The organism is Asaia krungthepensis NRIC 0535, assembly GCF_025995175.1.
GTDB lineage: Bacteria > Pseudomonadota > Alphaproteobacteria > Acetobacterales > Acetobacteraceae > Asaia > Asaia krungthepensis.
This window is the reverse complement of record NZ_BAPV01000003.1, coordinates 240493-259418: the sequence shown is the minus strand read 5'-3', so window position 1 is coordinate 259418 and position 18926 is coordinate 240493. Positions and strand designations below refer to the sequence as shown.

At 61.2% G+C, this 18926-nt stretch carries 15 protein-coding genes and 1 pseudogene; 9 read left to right on the top strand and 7 right to left on the bottom strand.

The features are described from left to right. Positions 1-31: 31 nt before the first annotated feature. On the bottom strand, positions 32-1882 hold the full coding sequence (gene ilvD / locus AA0535_RS02435; RefSeq protein ID WP_264814311.1) for a dihydroxy-acid dehydratase: 1851 nt from the start codon (positions 1880-1882) through the stop codon (positions 32-34). Between the two features lie 227 nt (positions 1883-2109). Here ilvD and AA0535_RS02430 point away from each other — a divergent pair, with 227 nt between their 5' ends. Continuing rightward, positions 2110-4011 carry a CocE/NonD family hydrolase gene (locus AA0535_RS02430; RefSeq protein WP_264814336.1) on the top strand — a complete coding sequence of 634 codons (1902 nt, stop codon included), beginning with the start codon at positions 2110-2112 and terminating at the stop codon, positions 4009-4011. Positions 4012-4018: 7 nt separating this feature from the next. Beyond that, entirely contained in the window at positions 4019-4564 is a 546-nt protein-coding gene (gene msrA, locus AA0535_RS02425; RefSeq protein WP_264814310.1) for a peptide-methionine (S)-S-oxide reductase MsrA, read from the top strand. A gap of 115 nt (positions 4565-4679) precedes the next feature. Here the strand turns inward: msrA and AA0535_RS02420 are convergent, their stop codons facing one another. The 5 genes from AA0535_RS02420 to AA0535_RS02400 are packed head-to-tail and all read right to left on the bottom strand — an operon-like array spanning position 4680 to position 10216. After that, positions 4680-5999 (bottom strand): ABC transporter ATP-binding protein, encoded by a 1320-nt coding sequence (locus AA0535_RS02420; protein WP_264814309.1) that lies wholly within the window; start codon positions 5997-5999, stop codon positions 4680-4682. 14 nt (positions 6000-6013) lie between these two features. Beyond that, positions 6014-7717 (bottom strand): ABC transporter permease subunit, encoded by a 1704-nt coding sequence (locus tag AA0535_RS02415; protein WP_264814308.1) that lies wholly within the window; start codon positions 7715-7717, stop codon positions 6014-6016. Positions 7718-7753: 36 nt separating this feature from the next. Next, on the bottom strand, positions 7754-8215 hold the full coding sequence (gene dut, locus AA0535_RS02410) for a dUTP diphosphatase (protein WP_264814307.1): 462 nt from the start codon (positions 8213-8215) through the stop codon (positions 7754-7756). A gap of 6 nt (positions 8216-8221) precedes the next feature. Further along, a complete protein-coding gene (coaBC, locus tag AA0535_RS02405) occupies positions 8222-9424 on the bottom strand; it encodes a bifunctional phosphopantothenoylcysteine decarboxylase/phosphopantothenate--cysteine ligase CoaBC (RefSeq protein ID WP_264814306.1) in 1203 nt (400 codons plus the stop codon). A gap of 6 nt (positions 9425-9430) precedes the next feature. Beyond that, complete coding sequence (locus AA0535_RS02400) at positions 9431-10216, bottom strand: class I SAM-dependent methyltransferase (protein ID WP_264814305.1); 786 nt, start codon at positions 10214-10216, stop codon at positions 9431-9433. A 30-nt stretch (positions 10217-10246) separates the two neighbouring features. On the opposite strand from AA0535_RS02400, the gene mutM reads away from it, so the two are divergent. Together mutM and rpsT are read left to right on the top strand one after the other, a co-directional pair. Beyond that, a complete protein-coding gene (mutM, locus tag AA0535_RS02395) occupies positions 10247-11110 on the top strand; it encodes a bifunctional DNA-formamidopyrimidine glycosylase/DNA-(apurinic or apyrimidinic site) lyase (protein WP_264814304.1) in 864 nt (287 codons plus the stop codon). A gap of 134 nt (positions 11111-11244) precedes the next feature. Further along, complete coding sequence (rpsT, locus tag AA0535_RS02390; RefSeq protein WP_264814303.1) at positions 11245-11514, top strand: 30S ribosomal protein S20; 270 nt, start codon at positions 11245-11247, stop codon at positions 11512-11514. Here the strand turns inward: rpsT and AA0535_RS15735 are convergent. Beyond that, positions 11515-11571, bottom strand: a pseudogene (locus tag AA0535_RS15735) ((2Fe-2S)-binding protein); the annotation flags it as partial. 227 nt (positions 11572-11798) lie between these two features. Here AA0535_RS15735 and dnaA point away from each other — a divergent pair. The 5 genes from dnaA (at position 11799) to guaB (ending at position 18903) form a co-directional block, all read left to right on the top strand. Continuing rightward, a complete protein-coding gene (gene dnaA, locus AA0535_RS02385; protein WP_264814302.1) occupies positions 11799-13208 on the top strand; it encodes a chromosomal replication initiator protein DnaA in 1410 nt (469 codons plus the stop codon). A gap of 70 nt (positions 13209-13278) precedes the next feature. Next, entirely contained in the window at positions 13279-14403 is a 1125-nt protein-coding gene (gene dnaN, locus AA0535_RS02380; RefSeq protein WP_264814301.1) for a DNA polymerase III subunit beta, read from the top strand. Between the two features lie 23 nt (positions 14404-14426). Beyond that, positions 14427-15533 carry a DNA replication/repair protein RecF gene (recF, locus tag AA0535_RS02375; protein WP_264814300.1) on the top strand — a complete coding sequence of 369 codons (1107 nt, stop codon included), beginning with the start codon at positions 14427-14429 and terminating at the stop codon, positions 15531-15533. Positions 15534-16007: 474 nt separating this feature from the next. After that, entirely contained in the window at positions 16008-17156 is a 1149-nt protein-coding gene (locus tag AA0535_RS02370; protein ID WP_264814299.1) for a hypothetical protein, read from the top strand. A 238-nt stretch (positions 17157-17394) separates the two neighbouring features. Next, positions 17395-18903, top strand: a complete 1509-nt coding sequence (gene guaB / locus AA0535_RS02365) for an IMP dehydrogenase (protein ID WP_264814335.1) — start codon at positions 17395-17397, stop codon at positions 18901-18903. Positions 18904-18926: the final 23 nt, after the last annotated feature.

Below are 18926 nucleotides of genomic sequence, written 5' to 3'. Positions count from 1 at the left end.
CGGGCTGCGCCCGGGGCCGCGATCTGCGGGCTCAGCCCCGGCGCGTGATCTGGCTCAGATCGCGCACGGCGCCGTTGGCGGCGCTTGTGGTCAGCAGACCATAGGCACGAAGGGCCGGAGAAACCTCACGGATACGGTCAGGCATCCAGGCGGTATCGCCCCTGGCCTCCATCGCAACGCGGCGCGCTTCGAGCACGTCATCCGCAATGACGGCGCGCAGAACGCGGTTCGGGATATCGATCTCGATCCGATCGCCATCCTCGATCAGGCCGATCAATCCACCCTCAGCGGCTTCGGGTGAGATGTGACCGATCGAGAGACCCGAACTGCCCCCCGAGAAGCGCCCATCCGTGATCAGGGCGCAGGTCTCTGCAAGGCCTTTCGATTTCAGATAGCTGGTCGGGTAGAGCATTTCCTGCATGCCCGGTCCGCCCTTGGGGCCCTCATAACGAATGACCACCACATCGCCATCCACGATCTTGTTCGCCAGAATGCCCGATACGGCGTCTTCCTGGCTTTCGAACACGCGCGCCCGTCCCGTGAAGGTCAGGAGGCTATCCACCACACCTGCCGTTTTCACGATGGCACCAGCCTCGGCGAGGTTGCCATAGAGGACAGCCAGACCGCCATCCTGCGAGAAGGCGTGAGCACGGTCACGCAGCACGCCGTGTTGGCGATCTGTATCGAGCGCGTGATAGCGGCTCGATTGTGAGAAAGCCTGGGTGGTGCGCACGCCGCCCGGTGCGGCCAGAAAGCGCGTGCAGGCTTCCTCGTCGCCCTCCAGGACATCCCATTTCGTCAGGGCGTCCTTGAGGCTCGGCGCATGGACGGTGTGGGCGCTTGTGTCGATGAGTTCGCAGCGTGCGAGCTCGGCCAGAATGGCCGGAATGCCGCCTGCGCGATGCACGTCTTCCATATGCACGTCGTTCTTTGCAGGGGCGACCTTGCACAGATTGGGCACCTTGCGGGACAGGCGGTCGATATCGGCCATATGGAAATCGACCCCGGCTTCACGTGCGGCCGCGAGAAGATGCAGAACCGTGTTGGTCGACCCCCCCATGGCGATATCGAGCGTCATGGCGTTTTCGAAAGCGGCCTTGGTCGCAATGCTGCGCGGCAGGGCAGTGGCATCGTCCTGCTCGTACCAGCGGCGGGCCAGCGACACCACAAGACGCCCGGCTTCCAGGAACAGCTCGCGCCGATCGGCATGCGTAGCCAGAAGGCTGCCATTACCGGGCAGGGAGAGACCCAGCGCCTCGGTCAGGCAGTTCATGGAATTGGCGGTGAACATGCCCGAGCAGGACCCGCAGGTCGGGCAGGCAGAGCGCTCGATGGCTTCCGATTCTGCATCCGACACTTTCGGATTGGCGGCCGCAACCATGGAATCGACGAGATCCAGCTTGCGATTGATCCCAGGACCATCCAGCTTGCCCGCTTCCATGGGGCCGCCCGAGACGAACACCACCGGGATGTTCAGACGCAGCGAGGCCATGAGCATGCCCGGCGTGATCTTGTCGCAATTACTGATGCACACCAGCGCATCGGCGCAATGCGCGTTGACCATGTATTCGATCGAGTCAGCGATCAACTCTCGCGACGGCAGGCTGTACAGCATGCCGCCATGGCCCATGGCGATGCCGTCATCCACCGCGATGGTATTGAACTCACGCGCAATGCCGCCAGCTTCCGCAATCGCCCCGCCAACCAGCGACCCCATATCCTTGAGATGCACATGACCGGGCACGAACTGGGTGAAGGAGTTGGCGACCGCGATGATGGGCTTGCCGAAATCCTTGTCCGTCATGCCCGTGGCGCGCCACAGGGCGCGGGCACCGGCCATGTTGCGGCCGTGGGTGGTGGTACGGGAACGATAGGCAGGCATGACACGGATCCAAAGCTGCTGGGGAGGGAGGGCGTGTTGCGCATGAAATGCAATGGCAACACGGCTGGGAACGCATTTTTATTACCCTGTGCGAAATAACGTGGCCAATCGCTTGCCGCAAGGGGAAGTCTGTTCAATCATCGCGCCGCTTGTCATTGAACCAGAGGAAAAACCGCGTGCCCGTTGGCCATTTGACCCGATCCCTGCTTCTTGTGACCTCCTGTCTGCTGGGGGCCTCGCAGGCCCTCGCCCAGGGAGGAAACGGTCTTCCCGTCACGCCTGATATGGTGCAGCGCGGCTCCGATATTCCGGCTCACGTCCAGATGCCGGAGACGGCGCGCGACTATATCAAGCAGGATGTCATGATTCCGATGCGCGATGGGGTGAAACTGCATACCGTTATCGTTATCCCTAAGGCGGCGAAAGACCATGAGGCGCCGATCCTGCTGACACGCACGCCCTATCATGCTTCCGAGCGCGCCGATCGCGTGTCGGGCGCTGCCGAAATGCGCAATGTGCTGCCACAGGGTGACGGGGTTTTTGTCGAGGGCGGCTATATCCGTGTCTTTCAGGATGTGCGCGGAAAGTATGGGTCGGAGGGCGATTATGTCATGACACGCCCGCCTGTCGGCCCGCTGAATCCCAGCAAGACCGATGACACAACCGACGCTTGGGACACGATCGACTGGCTGATCAAGAACGTGAAGCAGAGCAATGGCCGTGTGGGCATGACCGGGTCTTCCTATGAGGGCTGGACCGTCGTCATGGCGCTCCTCAACCCGCATCCCGCACTCAAGGTGGCCGCCCCTGAGAGTCCCATGGTCGATGGCTGGATGGGCGATGACTGGTTCCATTACGGCGCATTTCGCCAGGGTAGCTTCGACTACTTCACCATGCAGATGACCAAGAAGGGGGAGGGCGACGGCATTCCCCGCCAGAACGCCGATGACTACACGAACTTCCTTGAAGCGGGATCGGCCGGGGATTTTGCCAGCAAGGCCGGGCTCGACCAATTCCCGTGGTGGCAGCGTACCAAGGCTCACCCGGCCTATGACGCCTTCTGGCAGGATCAGGCGCTCGACAAGCTCCTCGCAAAACATCCGCTGACCGTACCGACCATCTGGGAGCAGGGTCTCTGGGATCAGGAAGACATGTGGGGGGCGATCCATAGCTGGATGGCGCTGCGCAAGGATCATCCCAAGGTGCCGAATATTCTCGTCATGGGACCGTGGCGTCATAGCGGTGTGAATTATGACGGCTCGACGCTCGGCCCGCTGCATTTCAATGGCGATACGGCGCTGTGGTATCGCAGCCATGTCATGCGCCCGTTCTTCGACCAGTATCTCAAGCCCGGCAGCGCCAAGGTCAATTTCGACGACGCGATCATCTATAATACGGGCGACAACCGCTGGGATCATCTGCGCGGCTGGCTCGGTAATTGCGGCGAGAGCTGCATCGGTACGGGCGAGCGCCTCTATTTGCGCGAAGGCAACGGGCTGAGCTTCGAACGCGCGAAGCCCGGCATGGATAGTTTCGTGTCCGACCCAGCCCATCCGGTGCCGTTCATGACCCGGCCCTACAGCTTTTCGGATGGCGCGCGGTGGAAGCCCTGGCTGGTGAGTGACCAGCGTTTCGCGGAATCCCGCCCCGATGTGCTGACCTATCAGACGCCCGTTCTCGACCACCCGGTTCGCGTATCGGGCGTGCCGACGGCCGATTTGTTTGCAGCCACGACCGGCACCGATGCGGATTGGGTGGTCAAGGTGATCGATGTCTATCCGGGCGTCACCGCCGACCGACCCGAGATGGGCGGGTATGAGCTGGCAGTATCCATGGATATCTTCCGTGGACGCTATCGCCATGATTTCGCTCATCCCGAGGCGATCCCCGCGAACAAGGTCGAGGAATACAAGTTCACCCTGCCTGCGGTGAACCATGTCTTCCTGCCCGGGCATCGCATCATGGTGCAGATCCAGTCGAGCTGGTTCCCCCTTTACGATCGCAACCCCCAGACCTATGTCTCGAACATCTTCGATGCCAAGCCTGCCGACTACAAAAGCGCTACCCATTCCATCGCGCATGGTGGGGCGCAGGCTAGCAGCATCTATCTTCCTGTCGTGAATCAGTGAGGCGAGCGTGAGCGAGGCAAATCTGGAAAAAGCCCTGATCGGGGGCGGGTGCTTCTGGTGCACCGAGGCGATCTTCACCGGGTTGCGTGGCGTCAAATCCGCGCAGCCCGGCTATGCGGGCGGTCGACGCGAAAACCCGAGCTACGAGCAGGTCTGTAGCGGCGCGACAGGTCATGCCGAGGTCGTGGAGGTTGTATTCGATCCGCGTGAGATTGATTACGGTGATATTCTTCGCGTGTTCTACACCACCCATGATCCGACGCAGCTCAACCGTCAGGGCAACGATGTGGGCACGCAGTACCGATCGGTAATCTTTGCGCTCGACGCCGCGCAGGAGGCGACTGCTCGCGCCGTGACGAAAGAGATCGCCGAATCCGGCATCTGGCCCGACCCGATCGTGACGGAAATTGCCGGACCGGCCGTGTTCTGGGAGGCGGAAGAAAAGCATCACGACTATTTCGCCCGCAATCCCGAGACAGCCTATTGCAGTGCCGTAGTGGCTCCGAAAGTGGCAAAGGCGCGCAAGATGTATCGCGACCGGCTCAAAGCCTGATCGTCTCTTGGGGGAGAGCCGTCTTCCTCCCCGGCGTTGCGGCTCGTGCGTGTGACGTACCCAACGCTGGCCGGGGAGGGGTTCGTTCTCCCTGCGGGCAGTTTGCTCGACAGGTTCAGTAGCCCGCCCCCTCATGGTCGAGCATGAACTGGTCTGCTTCTTCATCGAAGTCGAAGAGTTCGGTGTAGCGTGCCCAGTTCGTGGCCGTCATCAGCGTCTGCTCGGCATAGCTCGGTGACATACCGGCTTCGAGTTCCTCACGGAACCGGTCTGCACCCGTCCGATGGCCCGATCGCTCATCCAGCACGGCGCGGATTGAGCGTATCAGAGGAACATGATGCAGCAATGCTGCGCGCATGATCTCACGCCTCTCATCCTGATCGGCCTGCACGAAACGTGCCCCTGCCTCTGTGATCAGGATGTCGCCGTCCTCGAGTTCTGCCAGTTCGAGAAGCTGGAGCGATTCCCCGAGCGGAAAAAGATCGTCCAGCGCCATCTGCAAACGCTCGGCCAGATGGGGCAGGTCTGCGCGCCCATTCAGGGGAGCTGCCGCGAGACTCTCCAGAAGGCCTACCAGCACATTGATCGGGATAGGCGGGAGAACGAGGGCCATCGGGTTTGCCGGCGGGGCCGTCGAGCCTGCCTCGAGGCTGGCTTCGGACACGATCGGCGCCCGGCGCGTCATCAGGGTGTAGATCTGATCGACGAACTGCCTGAATGCTGAATCATCACGGTTGCGCGGATGCGGGAGGGGCACGGTCAATTCATGCAGGACGCGCCCGGGGTTGGACGAAAAGAGCAGGATGCGGTCGCACATGAGAACCGCCTCCTCGACATTATGGGTCACGAGCATCATGGCTCGTGTCGGCAGGCGCTTTTCCGACCACAGTTCGATGAGATCGGTACGAAGGTTTTCCGCTGTCAGGACGTCGAGCGATGCGAAGGGCTCGTCCATGAGCAGGAGGTCAGGCTGCATCACCAGAGCCCGTGCCAGTCCGACGCGCTGTTGCATCGATCCGGACAGTTCCTTGGGAAGCGCATTTTCATATCCGCTTAACCCGATGAGATCGATGATATCATCGCAGCGCTCTTCGCATTCCAGCCGGGGCACACGCTTGGACTCAAGTCCCAGAGCGATATTCTGCTGCACGGTAAGCCACGGAAACAGGGCGAATGACTGGAACACCATGGCGATATCGGGCGTCGGTCCGTCCAGCCTGGCACCTTTCCACGTGATCTCTCCTGCGCTCGGCGGGATCAGCCCGGAGGCGATACGCAGCAGGGTGGATTTTCCCGATCCTGACCGCCCCACGAGGCCGACGATTTCACCGGCGTGCAGATCGAAGCTGACATCTTCCAGCACCGGCAGATCGGTGCTGCTTTCCTTCTGATAGACCTGAAGGCAGTTGCGGATCGAGAGCAGGGTCTCCTGCATGACGGGCTCCATGGTCAGTTCAGGGAAGTCTGTATGCGTCGCTGGATCTGCAGCCGGATCGGATGCCAGACCAGTATCTCGCCAAGGGCTATACACAGAGTGAGAACCGCAGCGCCGAGCACGACGCGTGGCAAATCACCAGCCTCGATCGCGCGCGCCACATAAGCGCCTATTCCTCCCCCATCCTGACCCTGGCTCGCCCATGAAGATCGTTCGGCGAGGATGAGAATTGTCCAGCCGGTTGCCGAGGCTGCACTGGCCGCATCGACCAGCGCAGGCGCCAGCCCCGGCAGCACCACGCGTTGCCACCACAACCATCCGCGAACCTGCAGATTGCGGGCCGCTTGTAACAGATCGGGAGGATAGCTTCTCATACCGCGCAGGATCTGGGCCAGAAACAGCCACAGGATGAAAAAGAGACACAGGAGTGTTGGTCCGATCTGCCTGGGAATCCCTGCGGAAATCATGGCGAGGCCGAGAACCGGGAACAGGATGTTCTTGGGGTAGAGCGTCAGCAGGCGCGCAACGATCCGAGCCGGTGCGGCCCGGCGCGCCGAGAGGCAGAGCCAGACCCCAAGCGGGACTCCGATTACCGAGGCGAGGACCAGAGCAACGGTCATACGCAGCGCCGAGATAAGGCTCTGGATTGTGACCACCAGCAGGTCATGCAGGTCGAGCGCATGATGGTTATAGAAGAACCCCATCACGGTTAGAAGAAGAATGAAACCGGCACTGAGCCCAAGAAGCGGGGAGGGAGCGCGCGCGAGGGTAACCGGACGAAACCCCGTGCGACCCAGACGTATGTCCCCCACCCAGGCGAGGCAGCGCCGCATGATCTCGCCAGATCGTTTGAGCAGGCGTGTCCGGCGCCAGAATTTGAGCATCCACGGGTCGGGCGCATGATCGAAGATAGGGGTAAGGCGGTACCGATCTGCCCAGATCTGCCATGGGAACACCAGGCAGCTATCGTACAGAAAAGCCAGCACGCCAGTCAGGAGCACCGCCAGAAAGCTCTGCCAGAGCGATCCGATCGACGCTGCCTGAGCCGCATGGACACCAAGGCCAGGCCGCGCCGGCAATGTGCCATCCACAGGAAGCATTTCACTGGCAATGAGCACGCACCACGCCATTGGCATGGCCTTGGCGAGCGAGGTGACGCTCTCCGGAATAGCGTAGGGAGCCTCCAGCCGCCAAAGGCGTTGCCACGATGTCAGCCCAAGTGCCCGCGTGGCCTCATCGAGCGTGCGTGGAATGACTGCCCAGGCGTTGAGCGTAGCGGTGGCGATGGGCGCAGCAAGGCAGAGTGCGGGGACGGCGATGGCGGAGAACTCGAAGCCCATAAGATGAAAAAAGGGCAGGAGGCAGAGCAGCGGGACCATATGCAGGCCGCCAAGGGCGGTGCGGATCGGGCTACCCAGCAGGGGAATTTTCGCAGCACCAAGTGCGAGAATCGCCGCAATCACCGCGCCTGTCATCGTCGCCAGGATCATGCGCAGAAAGGTGTGGCCCAGATCCCCGGTCAAAACGCCGATTCCGGCGAGGGAGCGGAAATGGGGGGCGACGAGCCCATGATGATGAAAGGGAGTCAGCCGCGCCGGGAGGAAGCGCGAGAAGATCGCCAGGGCCGCTACCACGACAAGCGTGCCCACGAGTGATGCCGTCAGTCCTGATCTTCTGTCCGGTCCGCGTGTACCGCGTCGCGCCCGCAATGGCGACATGCTCTCCTTCCCCGCGCCTGATGCCTGACGCCGCTATCAGGGAATACGGGCCGTGCCCGTGCTTCCAAATCCACCCGCGCCGCGCGCCGTTTCATCCAAGGCGGAAACCTCGACCCATGTCAAACGAATGACAGGGGCCAGAACCGCCTGGGCGATGCGCATACCCCTCGTGATCACGAAATCCTCGTGTCCGGTATTGAGAATGATAACGCCGATTTCGCCACGGTAATCCTCGTCGATCGTCCCCGGCGTGTTGGGCAGGGTGATGCCATGCTTGAGCGCAAGTCCCGAGCGCGGCCTGATCTGCAATTCGTATCCGGCAGGCAGTCCGATCTTCAGCCCGGTCGGTACAAGGGCGCGCTCACCTGGTTTGACGATCATCTCGGCATCGATGGCGGCGAGGAGATCCATCCCGGCAGCGCCGCTGCTGGCGTAATGGGGAAGGTCGAGCCCCTCGGCGTGAGGAAGCCTGACGAGTTCGACGGGAAGCGGTGACATGAGGTCCTACCTTGGGGATGAGGAGAGATGATCGGCGATCAGCGCGGCCAGTTTCGCCGCGATATCGGTCTTGGGCATCGAGGCCCATGGCTCGATACGCGTTTCGCTGACAAACAGGATGCGATTATGGTTGCCACCGAATATGCTCGTATCTGCACCGACGTCATTCGCCAGCAGCCAGTCGCATCCCTTGCGGGCGCGTTTGGTACGAGCATTGTCTTCCAGTGCTTCGGTCTCGGCAGCGAAACCGATGACGAGCCCCGGCCTGGTGGGTCCGGCATGTGACAATGTGGCAAGAATATCGGGATTTTCGACAAGGGCGAGGCTCACGGCCTGACCCTGCTTCTTCTTACGTTTGTGGGCGCTCGCCTCCGCCACCCGCCAGTCCCCGACCGCGGCCGTGCAGATGGCGACATCGGCAGGCAGGGCAGCCCCGCAGGCAGCCAGCATTTCCCGGGCCGTCTGGACCGGGACGCGGGTCACCCCGGCGGGACAGGGCAGGGCAGTCGGCCCGCTGACCAGCGTCACCTGTGCTCCCAGCCGCGCGCAGGCAGCGGCAATGGCATAGCCCTGCTTGCCTGAAGAGTGGTTGGCGATGAAACGTACGGGATCGATAGGCTCATGGGTCGGTCCTGCTGTGACCAGCACATGCCGCCCGGCAAGTGGTGTTGCCGGAAACAACGCGGCCTCGACCGCCTCGAGAATCGCCTCGGGCGCGCTCAGCCTGCCGGGGCCAAATTCGCCACAGGCCATGTCGCCCTCATCAGGGCCGGCGAACAGGCAGCCGCGTGACTGCAGCGTGGCGTGATTGGCCTGCGTGGCAGGATGTCGCCACATGCGCACATTCATGGCGGGGGCGAGCATGACCGGCGTGTCGGTGGCCAGAAGGAGCGTGGTCGCCAGATCATCTGCCAGCCCCCCGGCCAGTCGGGCCATGAGATTGGCGGTAGCCGGACAGACCAGTATCAGGTCGGCGCTGCGAGAGAGGGCGATATGATCCATCTGGCTGTCTTCTGCCAGAGAGAGGAGTTCGGTATGCACGGCGTGGCCCGAGAGCGCCTGAACGGAGAGCGGCGTGACGAAATGCTTGGCGGCATCCGTCAACACGGTCTCCACCGCGATGTCGCGCTTACGCATCAGCCGGATGAGTTCCAGCGATTTATAGGCAGCGATTCCGCCGCCGATGATCAGGATGACCCGGGCGCGCATGCAGGGTCAGAGTTTCCAGCCCGAGTGAATGGCAGCGATACCGCCCGACAGGTTCTGATAGCTTACCTTTTCCAGCCCGGCGTCACGCATCATGGCTGCCAGCACATCCTGCTCGGGGAATGTGCGGATGCTTTCGGCAAGATAGCGATAGCTCTCGGCATCCTTGGCGATGATCTGGCCCATTTTCGGCAGAACGCCGAATGACCACGCATCATAAACGGGAGCGAGCGCGGCCACCTGCACGCGGGAGAATTCGAGACAGCAGAATTTGCCGCCCGGTCGCAGCACGCGACGCGCCTCGCGCAGCACGGCATCCTTGTCGGTACAGTTGCGCAGCCCGAACGCGATCGACACGCGGTCCACGCTACGGTCTGGCAGGGGAATGGCTTCCGCATCAACCACCGAAAACTCGATATCGCTGAGATAGCCCTTGCTCGCAGCGCGCGTGCGTCCGACTTCGAGCATGGAGGCGTTGATGTCGGTCAGGAGAACCGGGCCCCCATTATTCCGTAGCCAGCCGAAACTGATGTCACCAGTGCCGCCCGCCAGATCGAGAAGCTTCAGATCGCGACGCGGCGCCAGGGTATTGATGAAGATGCGCTTCCAGACGCGATGGATGCCAAGCGACATGACATCGTTCATGACGTCGTAGCGGCCTGCCACGCTATCGAACACGGCGCGCACCAGCGGCTTCTTCTCGGCCCGTGGCACCGAGCGATAACCGAAATCGGTCGTCTCCTCGCGTGCGGGGTGATCTGATTCGGAATGGGGAAATGATGCGTTGTCGGTCATGTCTCTCTGGATATAGTGTCAGCACCCAAGATGCCAGAGCTACCAGAAGTTGAAACCATCCTGAACGGGTTGAGGGCGGCGCTTGCCGGGCGCCGTATCATCAGAACCGAAATCCGCAACGATCTGCGCTGGCCCGTGCCCGATGATCTCTCGATCAGGGCCGACGGTAAAAAGATACGTGGTGCCCGGCGTCTGGGCAAATACATGCTGATCAGTCTCGTCCGCGGCCCCACGCTGCTGATCCATCTCGGCATGAGCGGACGTATCCGGATAACCCCGGGTCCGGAGCAGGATTACGAACCCCTGCGTCATGAGCATGTGACGCTTCGTCTTGATAATGGCACCCATATCGGTCTGGTCGATCCGCGTCGGTTTGGCTGTTTCCTCCTGGCCGATTCAGGCAGGGAGCGCGACCATGCCTTGCTGCGTGCACTCGGTGCTGATCCGCTGGAGCCCGAATTCGACGCGGCCTATCTTCATGCCCGGCTCCACCGCAAACGAAGCCCCATCAAGACCGCGCTGCTCGACCAGCACGTGGTGGCGGGGCTAGGCAATATATATGTGTCCGAAATCCTCTTCCGGTCGGGAGTTCATCCGGAGCGTCTGGCCTCATCCCTGACCCCAGGCGAGATCGGGAAACTGGCAGAGGTGACGCCAGCCGTACTGCTCGAGGCGATCAACGCGGGAGGCTCTACCCTGCGGGATTACGTGGACGCCGACGGTAATCCCGGAGCCTTTCAGGATCTGCATCAGGTCTATGGCCGCGAGGGACAGCCTTGCCCCGAATGTCCGGGTTATCCCGCCTGTGCCGGGATCAGGCGTCTGGTGCAGGCAGGCCGTTCCAGTTTCTATTGTCCGAGACGCCAGCCGCCACTTTCTTTAGAGGACGCTTGACTGGCAGCGTGAAACTGGACTAAAGGCGAGCCCTCCGCTGGCTCTGCGTCTCTTACGGGACGATTGGCCGGTATGCTTTATTGTCATCGCAAGATGACCTAACAAGCCGAACAGAACAGGGCTGAAGAGTAGAAATGGCTAACACCGCCTCTGCGCGCAAGCGCATCCGTCAGAACGAGCGTCGTCGTGAGCGCAACGTTTCCCGCATGTCCCGCGTCCGCACCTTCGTCAAGAAGGTCGAGAGCGCCATCCTTTCGGGTGACAAGGCTGCTGCGAACGACGCATTCCGTGCCGCCCAGCCGGAAATGCAGCGCGCTGTCGGCAAGGGCGTTCTGGCCGCCAATACGGTCAGCCGCAAGCTGTCGCGCCTTTCGGCTCGCATCAAGGCTCTGGCTTCGGCCTGATCAGAACAACGGACAGCTCCCGCAGCGGGATCTGTCTTGTCTGAGCCTATAAAAGAACGGGTGTGGTCACATGACCATATCCGTTCTTTTTTTTCGCCGGTGGTCCAGCATCATGGCCCGCCGGATAAGCTTGCCTCCTGCAATCCGTTTGCCCTATCCTGTCAGCCCTTTAATCGGGCCTCAGGTCGGTCGAACGTCTTGTGTCGTGCTGGCTCCTGTCGTGTCTTTTGGTACAACTCGGGGGAGTGATGGCGGACGAAGGGTCTCATACGGATCTTCCTGCAATGACAGAGACGGTTTCATGCACCACCGGGACCGAGCCTGCACTTGCGGCCCAATGGCTCAAGGTGCGCGAAAGGCTGCGTGTCGAGGTCGGCGATGTCGAATACCGTACCTGGCTTCAGCAGATTGTGCTCGGCCCGCTTGAGGAAGATGAGATAACGCTCTTTCTCCCGACGCGCTTTCTGCGTGACTGGGTGCGGGGCCAGTACGGCGACCGTCTCCAGGAATTGTGGCGCAACGAGAATCGGGCTGTTCACCACGTCGAGCTTCAGGTCCAGCGCGTCGGAGACGGTCTGGCCGCGCCGGTGGCGGTTGAGGCCCCTGCGCCAGTTGTCGAGGTTGAAGCACCGATCGCTCCGGCTTCGACCGTTCAGGATGCCCGCCACGATCTGGCCGCTCCCCTTGACCCACGCTTCACTTTCGACAGTTTTGTGGTGGGCAAGCCGAACGAGTTTGCCTATGCGTGCGCCCGACGTGTGGCTGAAAAGCCGTCGAGCCCGGGTTTCAATCCTCTCTTCCTTTATGGTGGGGTCGGGCTGGGCAAGACGCATCTGATGCATGCAATCGGCTCGGAACTGACGAGTGGCGGACGCGTCTCGGTGGCCTATATGTCCGCTGAGAAATTCATGTATCGTTTCATCGCGGCCATCCGCTCGCAATCGACCATGGAGTTCAAGGAGCAGCTTCGCTCGGTCGACGTGCTCATGATCGATGATCTCCAGTTCCTGATCGGCAAGGACAATACGCAGGAAGAATTCTTCCATACGTTCAATGCTCTGGTCGATGCCGGACGGCAGATCGTGGTCAGTGCCGATAAATCACCCTCCGATCTCTCCGGGCTTGAAGACCGCCTGCGCACCCGTCTCGGATGCGGCATGGTGGCAGATATCCATGCCACGACGTTCGAGCTGCGTATCTCCATCCTCGAGGCAAAGGCGCAGGCCTCTGGTGTGGCCGTGCCCGCCAAGGTGCTCGAATTCCTCGCCCACAAGATCACCTCGAATGTGCGCGAACTCGAGGGTGCGCTCAATCGTCTGATCGCGCATGCCAATCTGTTCGGCCGCCCTGTCACGCTGGAAAGCACGCAGGATGTCCTGCATGACATCCTCAAGGCGCATGATCGTCGTGTGACGATCGAGGAGATCCAGCGCAAGGTCTCCGAGCACTGGAACATCCGCCTGACGGACATGTCCTCGGCGCGTCGCGCGCGGGCCGTTGCACGGCCGCGTCAGGTCGCCATGTTCCTCGCCAAGCAGCTCACGAGCCGCTCCCTGCCAGAGATCGGGCGAAAATTCGGCAATCGCGACCATACGACAGTCATGCATGCCGTCTCGCGCGTTCAGGAGTTGATGGAGCGTGACGTTGCTTTTGCTGAGGATGTGGAACTGCTGCGTCGCATGCTCGAGGGCTGATCTTTGCCGCCGCATGCGGCTCTGCTAGACTGATTTTTTGTTATTCGGGTGTTCGAGGGTCTACGATCATATGAAATTCCAGGCTGACCGCACTACGCTGATCCGTGCCCTTGCCCATATCCAGAGCGTTGCGGAAAAGCGCAACACGATCCCCATTCTGGCCAATGTCATGCTCTCCGTCGACAGTAACCTGCTTCGGCTGACCGCCACCGACATGGAGATCGCGGTAGTCGAGGAAGTTGCCGCAGAGGGCGCTCGCGATGGCGCTGTGACCGCTCCGGCCAGCGTCCTCTATGAGATCGTGCGCAAGCTGGCAGATGGCTCCATGGTCGAGCTCGATCATGGCGGTGGCGATGCCCCTCTTGCCCTCCGTGCCGGACGCTACGCCACCAGCCTTAACGTGCTTCCTGTCGAGGACTTCCCCTCGATGGTGGCGGGCGACCTGCCGCACGAGTTCTCCATCCCGTCAGCCGTACTGCGTGGTCTGGTCGATCGAACCCGCTTCGCCATCTCTACCGAAGAGACGCGTTATTACCTCAACGGCATCTACTTCCATGTCGCGAAGGATGGTGACACGCCCAAATTGCGTGCAGTCGCGACGGACGGCCATCGTCTCGCCCGTGTCGAGACGGATCTGCCCGCAGGGGCAGGCGACATGCCGGGCGTCATCATTCCGCGCAAGACAGTCGCCGAGCTTCGCAAACTGCTCGACGAGGGTGCCGGTGCGGTTCAGGTCAGCCTGTCGGAAACGCGTATCCAGTTCCGCGTAGGCGCTGTGATGCTGACATCGAAGCTGATCGACGGAACTTTCCCGGAATATGAGCGCGTCATTCCCAAGAACAACGACCGCTTCCTCAAAGTGAACAAGCAGGCCTTCGCCGATGCAGTGGCCCGTGTGGCGGCCATCAGCCAGGAGCGTTCGCGTCCGGTCAAGCTTGCTGTGCAGACCAATCTGCTGACACTCTCCGCGATCAGTCCCGATCAGGGCATGGCGAAGGAGGAACTCGACGAGACAAGTGTCTCCTATGATGGTCCCTCGCTGGAGATCGGCTTTCAGGCGCGCTATCTGAACGACATCACGGACCAGATCGATGTTGAGGCAGAGTTCGCCTTCGCGGATAGTGCCGCTCCGACTCTCGTGCGTGATACCAACCTGCCGACAGCGCTTTATGTGCTGATGCCGATGCGCGTCTGAACCCGGAGCGCAGCACCTCTCCCTTGCAGATCAGCAGGCTCGTCCTCACCGATTTCCGCAATTACGAACGGCTTGCCTGGTCCCCCCAGAGCCGGCTGGTCGTTCTGACAGGCGAAAACGGGGCAGGAAAGACCAATCTGCTTGAGGCCCTGTCGCTCCTTGCGCCCGGCAGAGGGTTGAGGGGCGCGAGTAACGCGCAGATCCAGCGCCAGAATGGCGGGGCCTGGGGGGTGGTCGCCAGACTTGGCGCCGGGACTCTCCCAGAGAGTGAACTTGCGACCGGAACGGACCCCGCAAACCCGGTGCGCAGGGTATTTCGTCTCAACGGCGGGGTAGTGCGCAATCAGGGCGAGATTGCACCGTATTTTGCTGCAACCTGGCTTACGCCTCAAATGGACCGTCTTTTCACGGATCCGGCTTCCGGCCGGCGGCGCTTTCTGGACCGGCTCGTTCTTTCTCTCGACCCCAATCATGCACGTGAAAGCGCGGCGCATGAACGGGCGGTGACGCAAAGGAACCGATTGCTGGTGACCCGTCCCGATCAGGGATCGTGGCTCGATGCGCTTGAAGACAGCATTGCGCGTCATGCCATCGCCATGACAGCTTCCCGCCTCTCCCTGATAGAGGCCATGAATCATGCCCCACATCAGAGTGCGGGCGAATTTCCTGCGGCAAGACTTCGCCTTCTATGTGATCAGGCGACAGCCTTGTCTTCGCGCTCCGCTCTCCAGGTCGAGGATGATTTGCGTGGACGCCTCAAGGCATCCCGCGATGATGACGCAGCACGCGGGGCGACATCTTGCGGCGCACATCGTGCCGATTTTCAGCTTGAGGATGCTCAATCGGCGCGTCCCGCCGCCCTGTCGAGCTCCGGGCAGCAAAAAGCCATGCTTGTCCACGTGATACTTAACCACGCCTCGGTTGTCATGGCGCGCTCCGGGGCGGCGCCGATGATTTTGCTTGATGAACCCCTCAACCACCTTGATGCGCGTCGGCGTAGCGCCTTGCTTCATCATCTGAAGGATCGCAACATCAGTGCCATGCTGACGGGGACGGAGAAGCACGACTTCGCGGCTTTGGGAAGAGAGGTCGATCATCGTCACGTCGAGCAGGGGCATTTCCTGGCCTGACGGCTTCTGACCCAGCCAACGTGCGCGCAAGCGGGAAATTCTGACTTCCTGATCCCTGTAAAATTGTAACCGTTCCGTTACAAGGCTCTCGGTCTGGAAAGCTTCAGTCTTGGGTCGGTGGCATGCAAATGCGTGTGCGTGGGCAAGGATCGCACCAGACCGGCCTCAAGACGGCTCGAGCGAGGACGATCAGTCACGGACCTGATCTTTCGATCACTTGCTGAACTCGCACAAGAGCGGTTGAGCGCGAGTATTCTCGATTTTGAAGGATCGATCTGGTCAACTTAACGATTTCCAAAGGTCACTCGATCTAACTATCTCAACATGACAAGCATATCCCAAGATGAAGCCCAACAGGGTCCGACAGGATTTGTAAGCTTCGGCTCTGCTCCAGCATCATATTGTTACTTACGGTCATCGCTTTGCCGCATACATAAGTCACTCGACCACATGTAATCTGGGAAAGAGGGCGGCATGAAGATCGCGTTTTTGTACGTTGCAGAGCCTTATCAGTGCTATCATGTGGCTGCAGTCTCTTCCGCTCTTTCCCAGATGCCTGACATCAGCGTCACCGAGTTCGTCAGCTTTCCCGAAACCGCACAGCATCTCGATCAGATACGCCGCGCCAATGGATTGGCCGGTACCATTCGGAGAGGGACCCTCAGGATTCCTGCGCGGGCTCAGATCCTCCGTCGCTTGCGTCGTCTGGACACCGAGCGCGAGATTGTCATGCGCGCCAATATCGATCAGCTCGAACAGTATGACGCGGTCGTCGCCACCGAATATTCCGCAGGGCTTCTGCGCGAGATGGGTCTGCGCCGTCCGGCGCTCATCCTGATCCAGCATGGTGCGGGCGACCGGGAGGTCAATGATGAGCATCTGATCCGGCAGTTCGACCTGTCGCTCGTTTCCGGACCGAAAATCGCGGAGTCCTTCCTCGCGAAGAAGCTGGCGACCGCAGCGCAGACGCGGATCATAGGATATCCGAAATTCGATGCCGTCGGGGCAGAGCGCCTTGCTCCGCGTGAGAGCGCAGACCGCAAGCCTGTCGCCCTCTACAACCCCCATTACAAGAAGGGGCTTTCATCCTACGGAAAGTGCCTCGAACCTCTGGTGGATGCGGTCAACCAGCTCGACCATTACGAGTTGCTTATCGCACCCCATATCAAGATCTTTCACAAGGATTTCGGCCGCCGCCGTCGGCAGTTCCAGAAAATGGTCGGCAGTCGCGTCAGGCTCGATACGGCATCGGCCTCGATGCTGGACATGACCCATACCGCCAGCGCTTCACTCTATATCGGCGATGTCAGCAGCCAGGTTTACGAATTCCTGATTACCCCAAGGCCCTGCGTTTTCCTCAATCCTCATGGTGTCGCATGGCGCGGCAATCCTCATTTCCGCCACTGGACGCTCGGTGACGTGGTCGATAGAGCCGAGGATATCCTGCCAGCTCTCGCGCAAGCGCAGTCGCGCCACGAGTTCTACAGGTCACGTCAGGAAAAGGTGATCCGCGAAACGTTCGGGACCCAGCCGAAGCGGGGGGCGTCCAAGCGGGCCGCCCAAACGATACGCGATTTCCTGCGCGGCGACCCTGCGCTCAAAGGGCTTTCTGCAGCGGCGTGACATCGGCAGGCGCTGCTGTCTTTCTCAGCACCTCCCATGAACCCCAAGTCTCCCGTCTATAGGAATGGCTCCGGGAGACAATCCGGTTAAATTTCTGCAGGCCTTAGTAATTCCTGTTTTCAACCCGGACCGCTTTGGTCTAAGAGGACGCGCCAACGGTAGGAAAGCCGCGGGCTTTCCTGATTGATATGCGGGGAGGCTGCGGCAGATGACCACGACCAATGAAACACCGACCGGAATGGCTGGCGAACGGGTTGGTGATTATGCTTCGCGCAGCATTGCGCATGAGCGCATCCGCGAAGCCCTTGCTTTTGACGATGTTCTGGTCGAGCCCGCAGCCTCCAACGTACTGCCTGCTCAGGCCTCGACCCGCACACGTCTGACCCGCTCCATCGAACTGAATATCCCGCTGCTCTCCTCGGCCATGGATACCGTGACCGAAGATGCCATGGCGATCGCCATGGCGCAGCAGGGCGGCATGGGCGTAATCCACAAGAACCTCTCGATCGAGGAGCAGGCGGAGCATGTGCGCCGCGTCAAGCGCTTCGAATCGGGCATGGTGGTCAACCCCGTCACCGTCGGCCCGGAGCAGACCCTGCGCGATGTGCACGCCATCATGGCACAGCACGGGATCAGCGGCCTCCCGGTTGTCATGCCGGGCAGCGGTGAACTGGTCGGCATCCTGACCAATCGCGACATGCGATTCACCAGCGATCTGAACACACCCGTCCGTGACATGATGACGCACGAAAATCTCGTGACCGTGCGCCACGGAGCCGATGCCGTGGTCGCACAGGATCTTCTGCACCGTCATCGCATCGAGAAGCTTCTCGTCGTCGACGACCAGAACCGCTGTATCGGCCTGATCACCGTCAAGGATATGGACAAGGCCGAGGCTCACCCACTGGCCATCAAGGACCAGTTCGGACGCCTGCGCTGCGCCGCTGCAATTGGTGTCGGAGCCGATGGTCTGGCCCGGGCCGAGGCCCTCGTCTCGGCAGGCGTCGATATCGTGATCGTCGACACCGCCCACGGTCATTCGCGCGGGGTGCTCGATACGGTCGCGACCCTCAAGTCCCGCCATGACGGTATTCAGGTCATCGCGGGTAACGTTGCAACCCCTGAAGCCGCCATCGCTCTCGCAGGCGTCGGCGCAGACTGCGTGAAGGTCGGTATCGGCCCAGGCTCGATCTGCACCACACGCGTCGTAGCGGGTGTGGGCGTGCCCCAGTTCTCGGCGGTCATGGAAACCTCCGCGGCCTGCCATGAGGCCGGTATCTTCGCCATTGCCGATGGCGGTATCCGCACATCGGGCGATATCGTCAAGGCGATCGGGGCAGGGGCCGACGTGGTCATGATCGGCTCGCTTCTCGCAGGGTGTGAAGAAAGCCCCGGCGAGGTCTTCCTGCATCAGGGGCGTTCCTACAAGGCCTATCGGGGCATGGGCTCACTTGGCGCCATGGCCCGTGGGTCTGCCGATCGCTACTTCCAGGCCGAGGTGAAGGATTCGCTCAAGCTCGTGCCGGAAGGGATCGAGGGACAGGTCCCGTACAAGGGCAGCATGGCAGCCGTGGTACACCAACTCGTTGGTGGTCTGAAGGCCGGCATGGGCTATACGGGGTCGCCCAGTATTGCCGATCTGCAGGTGCGCACGCGCTTCCGTCGCATCACCAATGCCGGCCTGCGTGAAAGCCACGTTCACGACGTGACCATCACGCGTGAAGCACCTAACTATCGCCAGGACTGACAAAAACTTGTAAGCGCGGGGGC